Below are 18481 nucleotides of genomic sequence, written 5' to 3' on the forward strand. Positions count from 1 at the left end.
GACTGACCGGCGGCATTCTTCTGCTTGTCAGAAGGCCAGATGTCGAACCGGTCAAGCGCCTAACGGAGCTCAATGCGCCACGGTGGGCATCCCCGAATCGGGATGGGACGTCGAGTCGCGCCTACCGAGTGGATGCCAACTTCGTATCCTTCGAGGCCCGCTGATGAACAGGCTCAGCGAGGTGGGACCTAGCGGTGAGCGTCTTCCAGAGGGGTCAGCCCGGGCGCTGGCGGATCTGGCCCGAGCCGCATACCTGCTCCTGAACAAGCCCATGATGCAAGTGAACTTCGAGGTCCACCATGCCGTTGACAACCCCGGCTACCTTAACCGCCTGATATCGACGAAAGAGGAAACGACATTCGTCGAGACAATTTCTTCTCGGGCGAACGGTATAGCCTTAGTCGTGGGCACGAGCGTGGACACATTGCCTGCGGAACTGCTGCATCGAGACCACGGAGGCGGCGCCGTTGTTGAACTCAAGGAGCGTGGCAACGAACGAGGAAAGGCGTTCAGGGGGATCGCGCGTCCGAATTTGACTTTTCTCTACGAGTCCTATCCGCGCATAGAGGGAATTATTGTGGTCGAGGACGAGCCGCGGAAACTTCTTCTCCGTCATGGCCTCGCGGTTCGGGAGGTGCTACGCGAAGTCGCGGAGACCGCAGCGAGGCGACAGCGTCCACTTCTTTCGTTGCAGTGCCCCGTGCAGGTGCCACCTCATGACTACACCGTCGAACGGGATGGCCCGCAGGGAGCTTTCGGAACCTCTCCCCGTGTCGCATCTCTGGCAGTTCGTTTCTCGATCGCTCTGGACACTCCAGGCGCCAAGGTTGGTATAGAGATGTCGGAAAGCCTGTCCAAATTCTGCGAGTCACACGGATACGGGTTCTTTCTGGCGGACACCCGTCCGGGCTACCGGACGGGGAACTGGTTTCTGGTTCGTGCTCATGACCGGAAGCGCGCGCGTTCGAGTTTCAGCCTGGCGGCGGACAGAGGGGCGGTGAGCGGTGCGGAAGGGTGCGTTCCGGTAACTTTTGTTGGCCCCGCCCGCTGGGGGTCAACGCACGCCGTGATCGCATTCCTTAGCCAGTTCCCTGAGGTTGGAATTCTAGCTTGCTCCATCACTCTTCTCGATGATCTAGCCTTTATTCACCTGCAACTGACAATCAATGGCGCATCACGCCCGCTACTCGCAAAATTGAACGAAAAGATAACTAGCTTTGGTGAGCCCGGTGGTGAGCCCGCCGACGTTCTTCGGAAGCTACTTCCCGAACTGACGTACGGAGCTGCCCTTGGCTCACGCGCCTCGAACCTGGAAAAACAACTCGCCGAGAAGGCTGGTGACTTCCACACGATCGTAGGCCCTGCCCTGCCCGTGGTGTCCGACCACAGGTCGCGTCGCGTCGCGGTATGGTTCTCATGGCAGATGCGCCAATCGGACCTCGGCCTGAAGGTGCCGCTCGGCGCATTGTTACGGGCAATTGACACGATCGGCCTGTCTGACGATGTTCCGGCCGACGCCGCAAGTATCGAATATCTAATGAGTCGACATCTAGGAAATGCCGTAATCCGAGGGAAAGGAAAACTTTCCATAGCGCCTGGTGTAGTCGACCGCACGTTCCACGGGTTTCCGCTACAAAGCTCGTTGGCGCGCTTGTGCGTGAGGCTTGAGGAGGCATGGCGGGCGGAACTTCCCCACACGAAAGCCTCCAGCGTCATCGAGGTATCAGTAGAACGACTTGAAAACTGCCTTGGCCATTGGAGCTCGTGGAGTCGGGGGGACGATTGACCGTGGCCAGAAGGTGATGCTCGACAGGGAGATCGTTGGATACACGAGGCCGCGCAGACCGACTCAGGCTGCTGCCACGCCACAACCTACGCCAGGATCACCGTCTATTAGGCCGTAGGCCATTTGAGCTGATCGACAATCGCTTCACGGGGCAGCTTTCTGGGAGGCGGTGGAAACGCGTTGCTGGGTCTGCTTCTTGCCCAGAATTGCGTGTGCCGCAGGGTAAATTTCTGCTCGGCGACTTGCACGAACTCCCGGTGGCCGACTCCGCGGTGGATCTGGTCGTCTGCGCTCTGGCGCGACGTGCTCCGGCAGCAGAGCCGCGGTGCCTGCGACCGACGCGGTCCCCGGGCAAAGCGTGGATCGGGGCATCTCTCTGACACCGTGACTGGGTTGTTCGGCTGCTTGACCGTTTGGCGGGGGTGTGAGGCGCGCTGAGCGGGGTTACTCGCCGAGGACGCTGGGGTAGGCCGGGGCGATGTCATCCATGAGGTCGAGTCCGTCGACCCACCGCACCCGGTGTTCGGTGTCTTGATTCTGGTTGGCGTTCTGCCCGCCCAGCGGCGGGTAGAAGCCCGCGCCGCCGGCAGCGCTGCCACCGCGTGGACTCGCCGCCGCGCTGATGTTGCCTGACCCGGTCAAGGCGGCCGGGCCGCCGGGCTGCCCGGCCAGCGCTCCGGGACCAGCGCCGAGGACGGGGTTGGCGCCCGGCGCCCAGTTCGGGCCGCTGCCGGGGCGCGCGAGGCCGTCGGCGCCGATGAGGCCTGTAGGACCAGGTGTGCCGCCGGGTGCCGTGGTGGTCGCGGCGGCGTGGGTGCTGCCGAAATCCAGATTCTCACCCGCGGCGTCGTCAGCGTCGTTCCTGCGCGGCGGAACGTTCGGCGCGGCGTCGTCGGGCCGTGGCTCAGGCGGGGGCGCTGGTGGCGTGGGTGCCGGGTCGGTGGTGATGACGGGGGTCGCGGCGAACGGTTGCGGCAGGCCGCGGTGGGTGTCGCGGCTGGCGTCCTCGTATTCGGTCATCACCCGTACTGCGTCGTTCTTGGCGTCGGCGGCCTGCTGTTTCTTGGGTAGATGATCGTCGAGCAGGTTGTTCATGAAGTACAACCCATCAGGCCCCTCGAGCGGGCTGACCCCGCGCCCGTCTTTGAACCAGCGTTCAGCGTAGTAGTGCACCGGTTCCGGCATCTTGCGCTGGGCTTCGGAGATGGCCGAGTTGTAGCTGTCCAGGCCGAGGCCCACGCTGCGGGCTTGGTCGCTGGCTGTGCTGGCCCACTGGGTCAGCGTGGACACCGACGCGGCGGCACGCTGCGCGGATGGGCCCTGCCAGGCGAACATCAATTCCTGCATGGTGGCCTGGATGTCGCCGGTAGCGAGGCTGAGTTCGCGAGCGAGAACACCCCAGTGGTGCGCGACCGTACCCACCGCGCCGGGTTCTGCGGATTTGATCATCTTCCACAGTTCGTAATGCTTGTAGAACCGCCAGTTGATCGGTGCGAACACATCGGCGTCGCGTAGATTCTGTTCCCGTTCCCGTTCCCGTTTCCGCTTGACCCGCCGCTTCTTCGCGCGGCGGCGCTCCCGTGCCGACAGCCCCTCGTGGGCGGACTGATCCCGCGCGACGTCGCCTGGATGCCGGGCGTGGCTGGGGCTCACGTCCGCTGTTCCGCTGCCGCGCGGCGCAGGCCGGCGGCCGCGCTCTGGTCGTGCTCCTCATGAGCGGCCCGGACCCCGGCGAGTGTGTGCCGCAGTGACGCCAACTCGGCCAGGTAGCCCTGGAGCGAAGCCTGCACCCCGCCGGGCGCGGCGCCGCCGCGCAACCCGAATGCCTGCCGCATCGGGCGGGTCACCGGGCTGGACCCGTCCTGCAACCTCGCCCCGAGCTGCTGAGCTCCAGGCAAGAAACTCGACAGGTGGTCGTAGTGACGGGCCAGCGCCGTCTCCGCCGCGATCACCTGGTCATAGTCCATGGCCAGCACGTCGGAATACGACGGCACGACCCCAGCTTCGCCTGCCCCGCTCGGGCATTCCACATCAGCAGCCCGCGCCCGGTTGTCGCGCTCGCGCTTCTCGCGGCCGCGCTCGACCCGAGCTTGATCGCGCCCCAGCTCGGCATCTTCTCTGGTCCGCACCCTTGCCATAACCACCATCTTCACATCTCAGCTACCTGAGATGGCACCTTTGCTGCACACGCAGGCACGACCCCTGCACACCTGATCGCCCCAACCCGGCATCCACAAGATCGCCGAGCGCCAGCCACCGCCTCGCCCCGGCGGACGAGGTCGATCAGGTCCGGGATCATTGGCTCCAGGTTTTCGCGTCACGAGGGCGGGGTAAAGGTCCACCCATGTGGTTCGCACTGAGCTTGCCGTTGATCTTGATGGTGGTAGCACTGATGATGGACGGGGTGGAGCGGCGTGTCACCCCCGCCCGAGCCCGCCGTCACTGACCAGACCGGACAACCGCTGACCAGTCGGCAATGCTGGCAACTACTGCACCGCACAGCCGTCGGCAGACTGATCTACACCCGCCACGCACTCCCCGCGGTCTGCCCGGCCCGGTTCACCGCGATAGCCACCCGCATCCTCATGCCCACCACCGAACAACCATGGCTACCCGACCTCACCGACAGATCATCGCAGTGCACGCAGACGAACTGTCGGACACCGGACCACTGTGGACAGTCGCCGTGGTCGGCCACCGTAACTGAAGGACGCCCAGCGAGAAGACAACTTTGGCCGGACAAAAGATCGCCTGACCTGCGAATACGCGCAGGTCAGGCGATCTTGAAAACTGTGGACCTTGGGGAACTTACTACAACACAAAACCCCAGGTAGAAGCCCTGAAGGCGCTGCCGGAAGCTGCCCGACCCCGCCGCGCCCGCTCCGCCGCCCGCTGACCGGTCGAAACCAGGTCGTGCTCGGTAACTCGACGCCGTCCAGGTCAAGGACCTCATCGCTGGATAAAAGCCGGAGCAACCGTGTATGAGCTGGGTATCCGGTTCGGCATCGAACGGCGCACGGTCAGCAACATCCTCAAACGGCACTACGTGCCGATGCGCCGCCGTGGACTCTCCCCCGAGCAGGTCGACGAGGCGATCCACCTCTACAACCTCGGCTGGTCACTAGCTCGAGTTGGCGAACACCTGGGCGTCGTCCGCACCACCGTGCTGTCCAAACTCCGCGAACGCGGTGTCCCCACCCGCGACACACCCATGGACGACCACGATCGTGAACCGGTCAGTTCAAATTTCGGATCCCTCCCAATGTGGCGGCCCGCGACTAACGGGACACGGCTTGCTTGGCGACGCCAGTGGTGTTGTATCGGAAGCGCGCCATCTCGATGGTCACGTCGTACTGATTGGCGATCTGTTCGATCGAGGCTTGGCGCCGCGCAGCACTCAGAAGTAGAGGTCGAGGCAGGAGGAGTGTTCCCCCGAAGGCGGTGGCCTCTTCCTCTTCGTCCGGCTTGCAGGTCCGGAACGGCATCCCGTCGACTTCGCGGATCTCGGACAGATCGTGCTTGAGCATGACGTGCGCGAGTTCGTGTGCGATGTCGCTGTTCTGGCGGCCAGTGTTGCGTAGCGGGCTGACTACGATGATCTTGCGCTGCTCGATCTCGAAGGTGGCTGCGGAAAAGGCAAACGCCTGGAGGCGTTCCAGATCTTCAAGCTCTGCAATGTCTACAAGCTCACCCGCGTCAACGATCGAGACACTGAGGTGCTTGGCGAGCTCTCGCGGGTCAAGGCGATCGTGCGAGGCGAGACCCAGCTCGTTCCGGACCCTTGCCGCCTCTCGTTCGGCTTCAGCCTTGAACCCGCGGCGTAGCGTCACAGCTCCCCGCCGGCCACGCGAGCTGCCAACTTGTCGTGCATCTCACCGAGGAGCGAGTTGAGGCGATGGGGAACCCCAGGGCGAAGTACAGATGCGGCGCGGAGGTGACACGCCACTACCTGCCGCTGCACCGGCGCCTTGGCGAGTACGTCGTACATGTTGCGGAGGACGTCCGCAATCTTCGAGGCGGCGTCCGGCGCCAACCGCGGGTCGGCGGCGAGGTGTGCGATCGCCTCGTCGATCGGGGCGACCTGGCGTTCGGTAACGGGCGTAAAAAACTGCCCCGGGGAGACGCCGAGCCATGCGCATAGGAGGGTGAACGAGGTGAGGTCGGGCTGAGCACCGGCTTCAACGCGAGTGAAGGTACTGAAGCTGACGCCAGCCTCGGCTGCGGCTTGGCGCAGGGACAACTTCCCTCGGCGCTCGCGGAGCATCTCGCCCAGCCGGGCGAGATCGAGCCCCTCCACGCTCGCAGAGGTGTCGGAGGCGCTTGTCACGCTGTCCATGCTGGGCATGCCGACGCTACGAAGTTCCGTTCCATGAAGGTGAGCTTAGCGCGGACCTGTCGCCCCAGTGACACGCCATAGCGTGTCTTGTACTGCGCATTGACGCTTTACTGATACAGTCTGGGCAAAGCCCCACCAGGGGCTCTAGCGCAGGGAGGGGCTATGAGTCCCAGCGGCAACAACCATCCTGGTCACGGCAAGCCCGCCGTGACGATCTTCGTCAACACCCGCGAGTTCCAGTGGGACGAGAAGGAGATCTCCTACGAGCAGGTCTACAACCTGGCATTCCCGAACGAGCCGCTCAACGACGGAGACGTCGCGCGTATCGAGTACTCGCGCGGGCACAACGGCGGCGGGGATGGGTCGCTCCAACCCGGAGGCACCGTCAACGTCAAGAAAGACATGGTCTTCGATGTCTACGTCACCGTTCGATCGTGATCCGTCGACTCGTCGACTGCTCGACGAGGACTACTGCCTCTCGTTCGAGGGCAACCACCTGATCGTCGAGCGAGTCCCGTACGTCACCGCCGCCAAGGCGGTGGCGTACGGGCGGCTCGCCTTGCCGGTCGTGTTCAGCGGCGACATCGTCCAGGACGGCTCCGGCGACCACAGGATCTGGTTCATCGGCGAGCAGCCCTGCGATCAGCGCGGGCAGCCGATCCCGGGTCCATCACCCGAAGGTCACGCCATTACCCCGGAACTCAGCGCGAACTTCATGATCTCCAGCAAGCCGAAGAACGCCGGCGCCTACGCCAACACCTATGACAAGATCACCTCGTACGTGCGGATTCTGAGCCATCCCGCAGAGGCACTCGACCCGACCGTGAAGGCGACGCCGGGTGCAGGCTGGACTGAGGTTCCAGACGACCTGCCGTTCGTGTACCCCGACACTGGCACTGCTCGCGCGGGTCTCGCTGAGATGAACGCGAAGTTCCGAGGCCACCGCATCGGCATCATCGGCCTGGGCGGCACCGGCAGTTTCATCCTCGACCAGGTGTCCAAGACCTGGGTCGACACCATCGAGTTGTTCGACGGCGATGTGTTCGACAACCACAACGCCTACCGCGCTCCAGGCGCTGCCGACATCGAGAACCTCAAGTTGCGTCCGAACAAGGCCGAACACTTCGCCCGCGTCTACTCCCACATGCACACTGGTATCACCGCGCACCCGGCCTTCATCACCGCCGACAACCTTGAACTCCTCAGCAACTGCACCTTCGTTTTCATGGCCGCTGCCGATGCGGACGACAAGACCGCGATCCTCGCTTGGCTCCACGAGCGAGACATCCCCTCGATCGAGGTCGGCATGGGCATCCGAGACGAAGGCGGGAGCCTCTCCGGGCTCTTGGCCGTCGTGAACCACTTCCCCGGGATGTCAGACAGCGCGATTTCCACCGCGACCGGTAGGCCCGACGAGTACGACCGCAACATCCAGACCGCCGACCTCAACTGCCTCAACGCAATGCTCGCGGTGATCAACTGGAAGAAGTTTCTCACGTACTACGCCGAGCTCGAGTCGGTCGATGAGACCGTATACCGGATCTTCACGGGAACCATCCGCAACGGAAATGGGGATGTAGAGGAGGATGCAGCTTGAGGGAGACGCGGATCGTTCCCGAGTTCGTGACGTCGTTTCCCACAGAACTGGAGCCAGGCCACCTCTACGTGTCAGCCCGGTTCTCGACCGCCGCACACCTGTGTGCCTGCGGTTGTGGTCGCGAGGTCGTCACGCCCCTCTCACCGGCTCAGTGGGTGCTCACGTTCGACGGCACGGTCACGGTATGGCCATCGATCGGGAACTGGGTGTTGCCGTGCCAGTCCCACTACCTCATCGATCACGGCAAGATCAAGTGGGCGCGCAACTTCACCCGTGACGAGATCCAGCTGAACCGCGAGTCAGACCACCGCATCCTCAATGCCCTCCCTGCATCCCAGGCCCCTTGGTGGGGTCGCCTGCTTCGACGTCTGACTGGTCGCTGATCCCAGCCGCAGCGGACAGCGACCACAATCGTGAGCCGCTCACCGACTGTCCGACCGGCGGCGACCAGGTCCTCGGTTACGTCCTGCACCACGTCGGTGCTCTGGACTTCAGCAAGGAACTGGCAGCGAAGTCCTCGGCCGGCTTCCGCTCGCTCGGACACGCTTGGGGCACAGCCGTGACCACCAGCCTGCGTGCTCATCACACCATCACCCGAGGCGACCTGCCGACCGCGGCAGACCTCGCCGAGGAGGCGCTCGCGCAATTCCGCGCCCTCGACGACCTGGGCGGCGAACTGCTCACCATCTACCCCAGGGCCGCGTTCGCGGAAGCCATCGGAGACCACGACACCGCTGAGCGGCTGCACCGCGACGGGCTCCGCTTGGCCGAAGAGCTGGGCATGTGGGCCGAAGCCGCGGACCGGCTGTCCGGGCTCGGCAAGCTGGCGATGCTGCGTGGGGACCACGACACCGCGCGCCGCTTCTACGAGCGGGCCAGGGCACTCGCCGCGGAACACAGTTTCAAGCCCGCCGAGGTGGTCGCCATCACCGGCCTCGGCCTGACCGCCCGTCGCACCGGCGACCTCGCCGAAGCCGAAGAGCACCTGCGTGAAGCCGAGAAGTGGCACCGCCGGGCCGAGCGAGCCCCGGGCCATCCGGCTGTTGTCGTCGAACTCGGCCTGCTCGCCCAGCAAGGCGGCGACCACGCCGCAGCGGCGTCTCAGCACAGCTCCGGCACGCGGGGCGAGGGCACTTGAGCAGTTGTCACACCTGCTGATCGGCGCCCGACCAGCCTGCTCACCACGCTCATGTCCTCACTGCACGGCCGGCACGACAACGTCCTGGGCATGCGGCGGCCGTCGCATACGGCGCCGACCACTACCCGCCCTGTTCGCCGACCTCCGCGACGCCGTCAGCTGATGGACACCGTGCCGGTCACCGGGCGCTTCAGCCAAGGATGCCGGGGTGGTCGGCGGGCTCGTGGTGGCGACCGGCGTGCCAGGGTCGGGCAAGTCGGCGCTGCTCGGCGCCCTGGCCTGCGCGGGCCACCCGGACATCGTCGAGGCCGCGCTCGACATCCGTGCGTACCTGGTGGCCCCGTGCGCGGAGGGCACCCCGTCGACCAACGTGTGAAGGGGATCTGATGGTCGCTGTGTGCGACAACGGTCCTTAAGAACTCGGTCCCACAACCGGCTGCACTGCTCGGTCCCCCGACCCCGCCCGTGTCGACACCGACGACGCCTTCGACGAGGCATCCCGGGACTTCGCCGACCGGTTCGACCGCCGGGGCCCCGCTGTCCGCTTCCCTGAAGGTGACCAGGACTGACACCAATGTCAGGCACATTGAGCCCGCCAACCTGCCCCCGCAGCGACGTTGACCAGGTCAGCTCGACAGGCGTTCTGCTGAAGCTGACCGAGCCGCAACTGCTGGCCCGTTCATAGAGCGAACCACTGCCACCAGCTCCCGCGATGTCGCCGCGCCGACCCGCAACTCCTTCCGGAGAGTCTCCGCCGAGATAGGCCGCCGACAACGACGCCAATGCTCAGCGTCCGCGCGACGAGCCAGCTCCAAGAGGGCACCATCCAGCTTGCTCGCTTGGCGACATGCGGGATCCGTCGTTTTGGCGGACTGAGCGACCGCATCTCCAGCCGGTTCCTCCGCTACCTCGTGAACCAACGGCTCTGGCACGTCACTCAGGGCGCGAAGCAAGCCGGGCCCTGCCTCGGCCCACCCGATCAGCAGCAGCGGGCCGACGGCATCGAATGCCGCTTTACCCCAGTGGCCAGCGGCCACCGGGTCGGCGACGTTCAACAGCAAGGTCACCAAGCTCGCCGCCAGGAGCAGGCGGCGAGCTGGTCGTAGAACGTCGTCGCCAGCGCCCGACAACGCCAGGTGACGAGTACCGACGAGTAGACCGAGCACCGTCAGGTCCACAGCCGGCGCCACCAGCGGAGCCACGTAGACCGGCACCCCCAGCTTCAACGCCAGGTTCAGGACGTTGCCGAAGCCGAACAGGAAGGTCAGCCCGATGACCATCCCCATGGTGACCGTGACGAACCGAGCCACCGTCCGCGAGTTCGTGCTCATGACCGGCTCCCCGGCGCCGGAAGATCGAAGACCGCCTCCACCGTCAACGTTCCAGTGAAGAATCCCTGGTCAGGCCCGTTCCCATCCTTCTCGGGTCCCGCCGGGGGCACACGCTTCACCTGCGGTTTCGCCCCGTCCACCAGGACGGGGCGAGGTCGCATGACATCAAACGTGACGCGAACTTGCCTACACTCGCGTCATGGCGACCTACACGCGCTCCAAGACACGGGCCCGCGGCAGTATCGACGTACTGGCCAGCGGCGCCCTCCGTGTGCGCGTCTTCGCCGGTTACGACACGGTCACAAAAAAGCGCCTCTACCTCACAGAGATCATCCCGGCAGGCCCAGACGCTGAGACCTTGGCAGAGAAGGCGCGCGTCCGGTTGGTTCATGACGTCGATGAACGGCGGCACCCGCGCACCACCGCGACCCTCGGCCAGCTCATCGAGAAGCACATCGCCACGGCCGAGCTCGATCCGGGGACTCGCCGCCTCTATCGGCGCGACCTCAGAAACCACATCCAGCCTCGTATCGGCAAGATCAGCCTTGCTTCCCTCGACGTCCACCAACTGGAGTCGTTCTACGCGGAGCTACGACGGTGCCGAGCCCACTGCAACGGCAGCCCACAGGTAGATCACCGCACACCCCGCGAGCACACGTGCGACGACCGTTGTGGCCCACATCGCTGCAAGCCCCTCCAAGCATCGACCGTTCGGAGCATGCACTTCCTCATCAGCGGAGCGCTCAGCCGCGGTGTCAGGTGGAAGTGGGTTTCAATCAACGCCGCCCAGGCCGCGGAGCCACCGCCTGCCCCGAAACCGAATCCGGATCCACCTACAGCCGCCGATGCGGCGCGGATCTTGAACGCCGCCTGGCAAGATCCCGATTGGCACGCGTTTCTCTGGCTCGCCATGACCTCCGGCGCGCGACGAGGAGAGTTGTGCGCGCTGAGGTGGAAGCATGTCGACCTCGAGCGTCGCACGTTGACTGTCCGATACACCATCGACCAGCACGGCGCCACACTGACCGAGAAGCTCACGAAGGATCACCAACGGCGCCAGATCGCCCTCGACCCGGAGACGGTGGCTGTCCTCGAGGCATTGCGCCAACGCAGCCTCGACACCGTCAGCAAGCTCGGCATCACGCTGAGCCTGGATGCCTTCATCTTCTCTGGGCTACTGAGTACAACGACGCCTCCTCAGCCCGACACCTGCACGCAACGGTACGGGCGCCTGGTCAAGCGCTTGAACATCGCCACCTCACTACACAAGCTCCGGCACTACAGCGCGACCGAACTCATCTCGTCGGGCGTGGATGTGCGCACCGTGGGTGGGCGCTTTGGCCATGCTGGCGGCGGAACAACCACCCTCAGGGTCTACGCCGCCTGGGTAGCCGAGGCGGACCAGCGGGCCGCCGCCACACTCGTTGGCCGCATGCCCGAACGACCCACGGTCCCGTTCGACAGGGTTGAGCATGCGAAGACAGACCCTACGACCCCATACGAGCAGGTCGCCGCCGACATTCGCAGCAGAATCCTCGCAGGTGAGCTCCCACCAGGGCAGCCTGCACCTACACAGCTTGAGATCCGCTCGCAATACGCCGTATCGGCTGGCACCGCTAACCGGGCCGTGGACCTCCTCAAGCGGTGGCATCTGATCAACACGTCCAGAGGTCGGCGAGCAACCGTTCTTGCGCCGCCAGTCAATGCCTCGATAAGCCGAGGCGCGGCGCCTACCGGACCGAAGCTGCAGGATGGCCCTGAGGGCATGGCAGACCGAGACTCCGATCCCCTCATCAACACTCCGAAGACGGACACCTCTGGACGTCCCCAGCTACTCGAGGCGCGCCTGCTGGAGCTGGGCTCGGTTGTCAAGGTGTTCACAGCTCAGATCGACTCCGGTGACGCTAATCAGCTGACGCACGTTCTTCAAGGCGCGATACGACGCCACCGGGGCCCTGACGCCGACATCGATGACTTCGAACTCGAAGTGCGCCGGACTGATAGTCAGGAGCTGATTACAACTTTTGCCACCTTCTAGGGCTCTTCGGACGTGGGTGACAAGCCCGGCCAGTTACGGCGGATACCGGGCGAAGCTCCCAGCTGCTCGCTGGCCTCCAGCTCGACCGCGCCTCGGCCTGGCCGGCGCATCCTTCGCAACCGTTCAAACCGCCTCGATGCCGTTGCAGGCAGCTGGATACGCAGCCACGCTCGAGCTGGCACCAGGGAGATCAGCGTGAAGCATGGGCAAGTGCGCCCGTCACGCCTCCTCACCCGGTCACGGGTATGCCACCTAACAGCCCTCCTTCACACAAGTTGGCCAGCCATAACGCTGTTTCGTCTCGTATCATTGCAGGTCACGAAGTGTGGTCCCCGCGCGTGCGGGGGTGGTCCTGACCGGCGCGTTCGGTGGCACCCGCCGGGCTGGTGGTCCCCGCGCGTGCGGGGGTGGTCCGTCGTCGGCCTGGCCCCGCACGTGCGGCACCAGGTGGTCCCCGCGCGTGCGGGGGTGGTCCGCCCAGCAGAGCGTGGCCAGCGCTCGCGCTGACGTGGTCCCCGCGCGTGCGGGGGTGGTCCCATCACACCGGTGAACTCACCACGGGTGCCGGTGTCTTCCCCGCGCGAGCGGGGGTGGTCCAGACAGCACCGCGACCCTGCGGGTCCCTGCAAAGCTTTCACGTCTGGATCTGATGGGGCTTGAGACCGAATGCCCGCCAGATCCGCGACACCGTCGACTGCGACATGCCGATAGCCGCGGCCATCGACCGGGTCGACCAGTGGGTGTCCTGATTCGGTGGTGACTGTTCCAGGGTCTTCACGATCACCGCGTCGACACGTTCGTCGGTGACCGTGCGCGGCGCACCCGGCCGCGGTTCGTCCGACAGACCCTCAAGCCCATCGGAGACGAACCGCGACCGCCATTTCGCCACGGTGTGACGCTTCACTCCGAACTCGGCGGCCACGTCCAAGTTCGACCCGCCATCCGCGCAGCGCAGCACGACCCGCGATCGCAGAGCCAACGCCTGCGCGGTCGTTCGGCGACGCGCCCACCGCAGCAACGTCTCGCATTCCTAGTCGCTCGACACCAACGGTGACAGCTTCGGGTTCGGCATCACAGCACCCTAGCCGCTAGCCCCGAAGTTAAGACTCAGGACACTAGTGTCCTGAGTCGTTGATTCGTTGACAGTATCGGGCGAGGTTGTCGAGGATCTCGTCGGCGGTCTTGGTCCAGACGAAGGGTTTCGGGTCGTCGTTCCAGACGTCGATCCAGGCTTCGACATCGGCTTCGAGTTCGGCGATGCCGCGGTGGGCGCTGCGGCGGAGTTTGCGGTTGGTCAACTCGGCGAACCAGCGCTCGACCAGGTTGAGCCAGGACGATCCGGTCGGGGTGAAGTGCAGGTGGAACCGGGGATGGCGGACCAGCCAGGTCTTGATCTCCGGGGTCTTGTGGGTGGCGTAGTTGTCGCACACCAGGTGCAGATCCACATCGGGCGGGGTGTCGGCGTCGATGGTCTTGAGGAACCGCAGGAACTCCTGGTGGCGGTGGCGGCGCTGGTGCCGGCCGATGACTTTGCCTGTGGCGACGTCCAGGGCGGCGAACAGGCTGGTGGTGCCGTGCCGGACGTAGTCGTGCGTGCGGCGGGCCGGAGTGGTGGGCATGATCGGCAGCGTCGGGGCGGTGCGGTCCAGCGCCTGCCTCCCGGACTTCTCGTCCACGCACAGGACAAGCGCCTTGGCGGGCGGGTCGAGGTAGAGACCGACGACGTCACGGACCTTGTCGATGAACAGCGGATCGGTGGACAGCTTCCAAGTCTGCACCAGGTGTGGTTTGAGCTCGAAGGCCCGCCAGATCCGGGAGATCGCAGTCTGCGACATGCCGGTGGCCCGCGCCATCGACCGGGTCGACCAGTGCGAGTCGTTGCTGGGCGGCGCCTGTTCGAGTGTCGTCACCACGACGTGCTCGACCTGGGCATCGGTGATCTTCCTCGCGGCGCCGGGCCGAGGCTCGTCGGACAATCCGTCCAGGCGGTGCTCGACGAACCGGCGCCGCCACTTGTTCACCGTCGGCGGCGACACACCCAACCGCCGCACCACGTCCATATTGGACACACCCTCGGCGCACGCCAGCACGATCCGCGACCGCAACGCCAACGCCTGCGCCGTCGACCGACGACGCACCCACCCCTCCAGCGTCTGACGCTCGATCTCGGTCAACACCAACTCGGGTAACGCCGGTCCACGACGAGCCATCGCAACAACCTACAACGAATCAACGACTCAGGACACTAGTGCACCGCTGCCATGTGGCAAGCTCGCCGGTGGCCTCTGTGCACTGTCTGGCATGAAGGTCGAAAAGTCAGTTCTCGCGTGCTGGCGTCGGTGGAGTAGATTTCGGCGTCTTGTCCGCGCGGTGTTTCTTGTCGAGTGCGTAGACGACTGCGGGTTTCCCGTCACCGAGGTCGCGTCGGTCCAGTTCGAATAGGGTGGTCGCGGCGATCAGGTCACTGAGTTTGGTGTAGCCGTAGTTTCGTGCGTCGAAGTCCGGACGCTGCTTGGTGATGATGTGACCGACTGTGGCAAGTGCGGCCCATCCATCGTCGTCGGAGGCCGCTTCGACCGCGTTGCGCAACTGCCGGATTAACGCGGTGTCCTGCTTCAGCTGTGCAACCGAGGCACGCAGAAGTGGCTTGCCTACGAGATCCGCCGGGGCCGTCTGGCTTGCGCTGTAAGTAAGATTTTCGGTGTAGATGAACTTGTCGCACGCCACGACGAACGGTTTCGGTGTCTTGCGTTCACCGAACCCGTAGACAGTGACGCCGGACTCGCGCAACCGCGCGGCCAGTCTGGTGAAGTCGCTGTCGCTGGAGACGATGCAGAAGCCGTCGAACCGTTGCGAGTAGAGCAGGTCCATGGCGTCGATGACCATCGCCGCGTCGGTGGCGTTCTTTCCGCTGGTGTAGGCGAATTGCTGAATCGGCTGGATCGACTGCGCGAGCAGTTGGTCCTTCCACCCCCGCAGGTTGGTGCCAGTCCAGTCGCCGTAGGCGCGTTTGACATAGGCCGTGCCGTACTTGGCGACTTCGGCCAACAGCCCGTCAACGATCGTTGGCTGCGCGTTGTCCGCGTCGATGAGGACCGCCAACTTCGCAAGGTTCGCACTCACGAGGTACACGCTCCCTGCGCATCGACCGCCACCGTCTCGACCAACAGTCACAGACTATCGGCGACGCGCACCGCTGACGGGCTTCGACCGACAAACCGGGCGTGTCGACAAAGGAAGCTCCATTTCTAGCGCGGATGCTCGGCAGGGCCGCGTCCCCAAGCCACCTTCACCACCACACGTATTACTGCACGCCACCGATCCCTCCGCCGGTCAGACGTTCCTGTACTCGCCCCGGAACGCGCGCCATGGTGCCGGCCTTGTGCCCTTGCCGACGCAGAGCATCCTGGTTTCTTCTCCTCGGCGAACTCGGCAGCCAGGTCAATGCCGAGGCCTAGATGAGTGATTCCGTGAAGTTGGTGTTAGTGGTCGTAGGCGATGAGTGATCGTTTGCTGGTCAGGCCGGTGGTCCAGTTGTGCCAGATGGCTGCGGCCATGGCCAGCAGGCGCTGGGCGACGCGGGTGAACACGCCGTGCGGGGTGCGTCCGCCGTGCGCTTCGAGATCGAGTTGTCCTTTGAGGGTCTGGTTCACCGACTCGATCCGCTGGCGGACGCCGCCGAGGTTGCCGTTGCGGGAGGTCTCGTCCTTGCGGTCCGGGCGCAGCAGTTCCAGTCCCATCGCCTCGGTCAGCTGCTTGAACTGCTTCCCGGCGAACCCTTTGTCCGCCAGCAAGATCTGGCCGTATCGAATGAGGTGCTGGTTGTCCTCGAGGAGGGCGGCGAGTACCTCGCGTTCGCCGATCTTGGGGGCGGCCAGGCACCACATGATCGGTATTCCGTCTCCAGCGCACACCAGGTACAGCTTCAGTCCCCAGTACCAGCGGGAGTGTGACGCGCAGTATCCGTATCCGGCGTGCCCGGCCAGGTCGGAACGCTTGACCGTCTCGCGGGACATCCCGCAGGGTACGGCGGTGGCGTCGGTGATCCACAGGTCGTCGAACCAGGATGGGCAGCTCATGGCGAGAACGAGGATTGCTTTGCGCAGCAACGGCTCCGCCGTTTTCAGCCGCTTGTGGTAGCCCGATTGCCGGGGCAAGTGAGCGAACCATTCGCGCCAGCGGAGGTCGGTGTGGAGATGACGGATCCACCGTCGCTCGGAGTTGTACCGCAGCAGCACCTGGGCCACCACCAGGGTGATCAGTTCACTGTCCGTGATAACCGGTCGGCGGCCTCGGCCGGTCCGAGGTGGGACCACGTGGTCATCGACCAGCACGTAGAGTGCGGTGAGGAGGGTGTTCAGGTCGTTCGTCACAAAATGATCATGAACACCCTCCGTCTGCTACCCGAACCCGGGCCATCACACATGATCTTCACGGAATCACTCATCTAGTACTCCAGCCGCAGTTCGTGATGCTTGCGGTGTAGTGTGTCGATCTTGCGCTGAGTGATGATGATCTGGCGGCCTGGGTGGCCGGGCTGGACGACCTGTTCGCCCAGGTCGCGGGACAGTTTCATCGGGCCGAACCTCGGCGCAGGGCTCGAGCTTACGTGCGGGGGCTTGCTGGCGCCGCTGGCCGGCAAGAACGGCTGGACGCTGGCTGAGGCCGCCGGTGACATCACCCCGGACGGGATGCAACGCCTGCTCAATGCGGCGGCCTGGGACGCCGACGGCGTCCGTGATGATGTCCGCGACTATGCGATCAGCCATCTGGGTGAGCGTGACGGTGTGCTGATCGTGGACGAGACCGGATTCCTCAAGAAGGGCAGCAAATCCGCTGGGGTGCAACACCAGTATTCCGGCACTGCCGGACGCATCGAGAACTGCCAGCTCGGCGTGTTTTGTGCTTACGCCACAAGCAAAGGCCGCACATTGATCGACCGTGAGCTGTACGTGCCGAAATCCTGGACCGCCGATCGGGAACGCTGCCGCGAGGCGGCGGTTCCCGACGAGGTCGAGTTCGCCACCAAGCCCGTGCTCGCCCAGCGGATGCTCGCCCGCGCCCTGGACGCCGGGGTCCCCGCCACCTGGGTCAGCGCCGACGAAGCCTACGGCGGTGACTCGAAATTCCGTCGCTGGCTGGAAGATCAGCGGATCGGCTATGTCGTGGCTGTGCCCAGCAACCAGACCATCCCCGCGGTAGCCGGCACATCCCGCGCCGACGCGCTCGTCGCCCACGCACCCGATGACGCGTGGAAACGCCGAAGCTGCGGCAACGGTGCCAAAGGCCCACGCATGTTCGACTGGGCCGTCGCCGAGTTGCCTACCCATTCCGACACCACCGCGTCCGACTGGGGACGCGCTGGCTGCTGGCCCGCCGTTCGCTGATCCGAAACGGCAAGGGCAGGCACGAGATCGCCTACTACTTGTGTTGTGCCCCAACGGGAACTTCCGACGAAGAACTAATCCGAGTAGCCGGAACGCGGTGGGCGATCGAGGACTGTTTCCAGACCGCGAAGACCGACATCGGCCTGGACCAGTACCAAGTTCGCCGCTACGACGCCTGGTACCGGCACATCACCCTGGCCATGCTCGCCCACACCTACCTGGCCGTCACCGCCGCGACAGCCCCAAAAGCCCTGGCAGCGGCCTCATCACAGTCACACTGGGCGAGGTCAAGCGTCTCCTGGCACACCTGATCACCACCCCGCTCGACCGCCTCGCAACCTGGGCCTGGTCACACTGGCGCCGACGACATCAGTACCGGGCTCAGCAAGCCCACTACCAGCGAAGACGCACCACCAATCACGAAGTGCGGCTGGAGTACTAGGTCCCTCTCGGCCCCGCAAGGTGGTCCGGGCACCGGTAAGGCTGGTTGCCCGGACCTACCTTGCGGGGCCGAGAGGGACTCCGCTGGGACTGACTATTCGTCCTCTAGAACCGCGATCCCGTTGAACAATCCGCCCTCGCAATAACCGTCGCTTACATGCCCTTGTCCCCACTCGCACGTAGCCGCTGGAATACCCTGGTCCTCGGTGGCTACGGCCGGAGCAGCCGACATCGCCGCACCCCCGGCTGTCATCGCCAGAGCTGCCGTCGCGGTCAAAAGCATCCGTCGAATCATCGTCGCTATTCCTTTTATGCCTTGGGTAACGGCCCTTGAAACCCGTGGCGGGGCTCTTTGATCGGGCCGCTGTGGCTAGTTAATGGGTGCTCCGTCGAACCTTCCGCCGGAACAGTAGGCATCATCCCCATG

General features: G+C 64.9%; 17 protein-coding genes, 1 pseudogene and 1 CRISPR repeat array. Of the genes and pseudogenes, 8 read left to right on the top strand and 10 right to left on the bottom strand.

What is annotated here, in order from left to right:
* The first annotated feature begins 163 nt into the window (after positions 1 to 163).
* Positions 164 to 1786, top strand: a complete 1623-nt coding sequence (locus L3Q67_RS02540) for a hypothetical protein (protein ID WP_499187986.1) — start codon at positions 164 to 166, stop codon at positions 1784 to 1786.
* 444 nt (positions 1787 to 2230) lie between these two features.
* Here the strand turns inward: L3Q67_RS02540 and L3Q67_RS02545 are convergent, their stop codons facing one another.
* The 4 genes from L3Q67_RS02545 to L3Q67_RS02560 all read right to left on the bottom strand — a co-directional run bounded on the left by L3Q67_RS02545 (position 2231) and on the right by L3Q67_RS02560 (position 6122).
* Positions 2231 to 3286, bottom strand: a complete 1056-nt coding sequence (locus tag L3Q67_RS02545; protein WP_499187987.1) for a PPE domain-containing protein — start codon at positions 3284 to 3286, stop codon at positions 2231 to 2233.
* 149 nt (positions 3287 to 3435) lie between these two features.
* Entirely contained in the window at positions 3436 to 3924 is a 489-nt protein-coding gene (locus L3Q67_RS02550; RefSeq protein WP_499187988.1) for a hypothetical protein, read from the bottom strand.
* 1140 nt (positions 3925 to 5064) lie between these two features.
* The gene (locus L3Q67_RS02555; protein ID WP_499187989.1) at positions 5065 to 5616 is read right to left on the bottom strand and encodes an ImmA/IrrE family metallo-endopeptidase; all 552 of its coding nucleotides are present in this window, start codon (positions 5614 to 5616) and stop codon (positions 5065 to 5067) included.
* On the bottom strand, positions 5613 to 6122 hold the full coding sequence (locus L3Q67_RS02560; RefSeq protein ID WP_499187990.1) for a helix-turn-helix domain-containing protein: 510 nt from the start codon (positions 6120 to 6122) through the stop codon (positions 5613 to 5615). Before L3Q67_RS02560 ends, L3Q67_RS02555 begins: the two co-directional genes overlap by 4 nt.
* A 162-nt stretch (positions 6123 to 6284) precedes the next feature.
* Here L3Q67_RS02560 and L3Q67_RS02565 point away from each other — a divergent pair, with 162 nt between their 5' ends.
* The 5 genes from L3Q67_RS02565 to L3Q67_RS02585 all read left to right on the top strand — a co-directional run bounded on the left by L3Q67_RS02565 (position 6285) and on the right by L3Q67_RS02585 (position 9233).
* The gene (locus L3Q67_RS02565) at positions 6285 to 6560 is read left to right on the top strand and encodes a multiubiquitin domain-containing protein (protein ID WP_499187991.1); all 276 of its coding nucleotides are present in this window, start codon (positions 6285 to 6287) and stop codon (positions 6558 to 6560) included.
* Positions 6535 to 7719 carry a ThiF family adenylyltransferase gene (locus L3Q67_RS02570; RefSeq protein WP_499187992.1) on the top strand — a complete coding sequence of 395 codons (1185 nt, stop codon included), beginning with the start codon at positions 6535 to 6537 and terminating at the stop codon, positions 7717 to 7719. Before L3Q67_RS02565 ends, L3Q67_RS02570 begins: the two co-directional genes overlap by 26 nt.
* Positions 7716 to 8102 (top strand): ubiquitination-like system serine protease family protein, encoded by a 387-nt coding sequence (locus L3Q67_RS02575; protein ID WP_499187993.1) that lies wholly within the window; start codon positions 7716 to 7718, stop codon positions 8100 to 8102. The genes L3Q67_RS02570 and L3Q67_RS02575 overlap by 4 nt, the downstream gene beginning before the upstream one ends.
* Before the next feature lie 176 nt (positions 8103 to 8278).
* On the top strand, positions 8279 to 8857 hold the full coding sequence (locus L3Q67_RS02580; protein WP_499187994.1) for a tetratricopeptide repeat protein: 579 nt from the start codon (positions 8279 to 8281) through the stop codon (positions 8855 to 8857).
* A gap of 208 nt (positions 8858 to 9065) precedes the next feature.
* Entirely contained in the window at positions 9066 to 9233 is a 168-nt protein-coding gene (locus L3Q67_RS02585) for a hypothetical protein (RefSeq protein WP_499187995.1), read from the top strand.
* A gap of 250 nt (positions 9234 to 9483) precedes the next feature.
* Here L3Q67_RS02585 and L3Q67_RS02590 read toward each other — a convergent pair whose 3' ends face one another.
* Positions 9484 to 10188: a hypothetical protein gene (locus L3Q67_RS02590; protein ID WP_499187996.1), complete on the bottom strand. Its 705-nt coding sequence runs from the start codon at positions 10186 to 10188 to the stop codon at positions 9484 to 9486.
* 199 nt (positions 10189 to 10387) lie between these two features.
* Between L3Q67_RS02590 and L3Q67_RS02595 the strand changes: the two genes are divergently transcribed.
* Positions 10388 to 12226: a site-specific integrase gene (locus tag L3Q67_RS02595; RefSeq protein WP_499187997.1), complete on the top strand. Its 1839-nt coding sequence runs from the start codon at positions 10388 to 10390 to the stop codon at positions 12224 to 12226.
* Between the two features lie 325 nt (positions 12227 to 12551).
* Positions 12552 to 12823: direct repeats of the CRISPR family, unit length 28 nt; unit sequence GTGGTCCCCGCGCGTGCGGGGGTGGTCC.
* 37 nt (positions 12824 to 12860) lie between these two features.
* On the opposite strand, the gene L3Q67_RS02600 is transcribed toward L3Q67_RS02595, so the two are convergent.
* From L3Q67_RS02600 to L3Q67_RS02620, 5 genes are all read right to left on the bottom strand, one after another.
* Complete coding sequence (locus L3Q67_RS02600) at positions 12861 to 13148, bottom strand: helix-turn-helix domain-containing protein (RefSeq protein ID WP_499187998.1); 288 nt, start codon at positions 13146 to 13148, stop codon at positions 12861 to 12863.
* 193 nt (positions 13149 to 13341) lie between these two features.
* Positions 13342 to 14436: an IS630 family transposase gene (locus tag L3Q67_RS02605; RefSeq protein WP_499187999.1), complete on the bottom strand. Its 1095-nt coding sequence runs from the start codon at positions 14434 to 14436 to the stop codon at positions 13342 to 13344.
* Between the two features lie 106 nt (positions 14437 to 14542).
* A complete protein-coding gene (locus L3Q67_RS02610) occupies positions 14543 to 15328 on the bottom strand; it encodes an NYN domain-containing protein (RefSeq protein WP_499188000.1) in 786 nt (261 codons plus the stop codon).
* Positions 15329 to 15708: 380 nt separating this feature from the next.
* Positions 15709 to 16599, bottom strand: coding sequence for an IS982 family transposase (locus L3Q67_RS02615; RefSeq protein ID WP_499188001.1), 891 nt, complete (start codon positions 16597 to 16599; stop codon positions 15709 to 15711).
* Between the two features lie 74 nt (positions 16600 to 16673).
* Positions 16674 to 16802, bottom strand: a complete 129-nt coding sequence (locus L3Q67_RS02620; RefSeq protein WP_499188002.1) for a hypothetical protein — start codon at positions 16800 to 16802, stop codon at positions 16674 to 16676.
* Between L3Q67_RS02620 and L3Q67_RS02625 the strand changes: the two are divergent.
* A pseudogene (locus L3Q67_RS02625) lies at positions 16743 to 18055 on the top strand (IS701 family transposase). The gene L3Q67_RS02620 and the pseudogene L3Q67_RS02625 sit on opposite strands and share 60 nt — an antisense overlap.
* Positions 18056 to 18481 lie beyond the last annotated feature (426 nt).

The sequence above is a fragment of the Saccharothrix sp. AJ9571 genome (genome assembly GCF_021725495.1).
GTDB lineage: Bacteria > Actinomycetota > Actinomycetes > Mycobacteriales > Pseudonocardiaceae > Amycolatopsis > Amycolatopsis magusensis.

Excerpts from the sequence above, each read along its gene's own strand:
- L3Q67_RS02540 (WP_499187986.1), top strand. The coding sequence starts at position 164 with ATGAACAGGCTCAGCGAGGTGGGACCTAGCGGTGAGCGTCTTCCAGAG.
- L3Q67_RS02550 (WP_499187988.1), bottom strand. The coding sequence starts at position 3,924 with ATGGCAAGGGTGCGGACCAGAGAAGATGCCGAGCTGGGGCGCGATCAA.
- L3Q67_RS02560 (WP_499187990.1), bottom strand. The coding sequence starts at position 6,122 with ATGGACAGCGTGACAAGCGCCTCCGACACCTCTGCGAGCGTGGAGGGG.
- L3Q67_RS02565 (WP_499187991.1), top strand. The coding sequence starts at position 6,285 with ATGAGTCCCAGCGGCAACAACCATCCTGGTCACGGCAAGCCCGCCGTG.
- L3Q67_RS02570 (WP_499187992.1), top strand. The coding sequence starts at position 6,535 with ATGTCTACGTCACCGTTCGATCGTGATCCGTCGACTCGTCGACTGCTC.
- L3Q67_RS02590 (WP_499187996.1), bottom strand. The coding sequence starts at position 10,188 with ATGAGCACGAACTCGCGGACGGTGGCTCGGTTCGTCACGGTCACCATG.
- L3Q67_RS02595 (WP_499187997.1), top strand. The coding sequence starts at position 10,388 with ATGGCGACCTACACGCGCTCCAAGACACGGGCCCGCGGCAGTATCGAC.
- L3Q67_RS02605 (WP_499187999.1), bottom strand. The coding sequence starts at position 14,436 with ATGGCTCGTCGTGGACCGGCGTTACCCGAGTTGGTGTTGACCGAGATC.
- L3Q67_RS02620 (WP_499188002.1), bottom strand. The coding sequence starts at position 16,802 with ATGAAACTGTCCCGCGACCTGGGCGAACAGGTCGTCCAGCCCGGCCAC.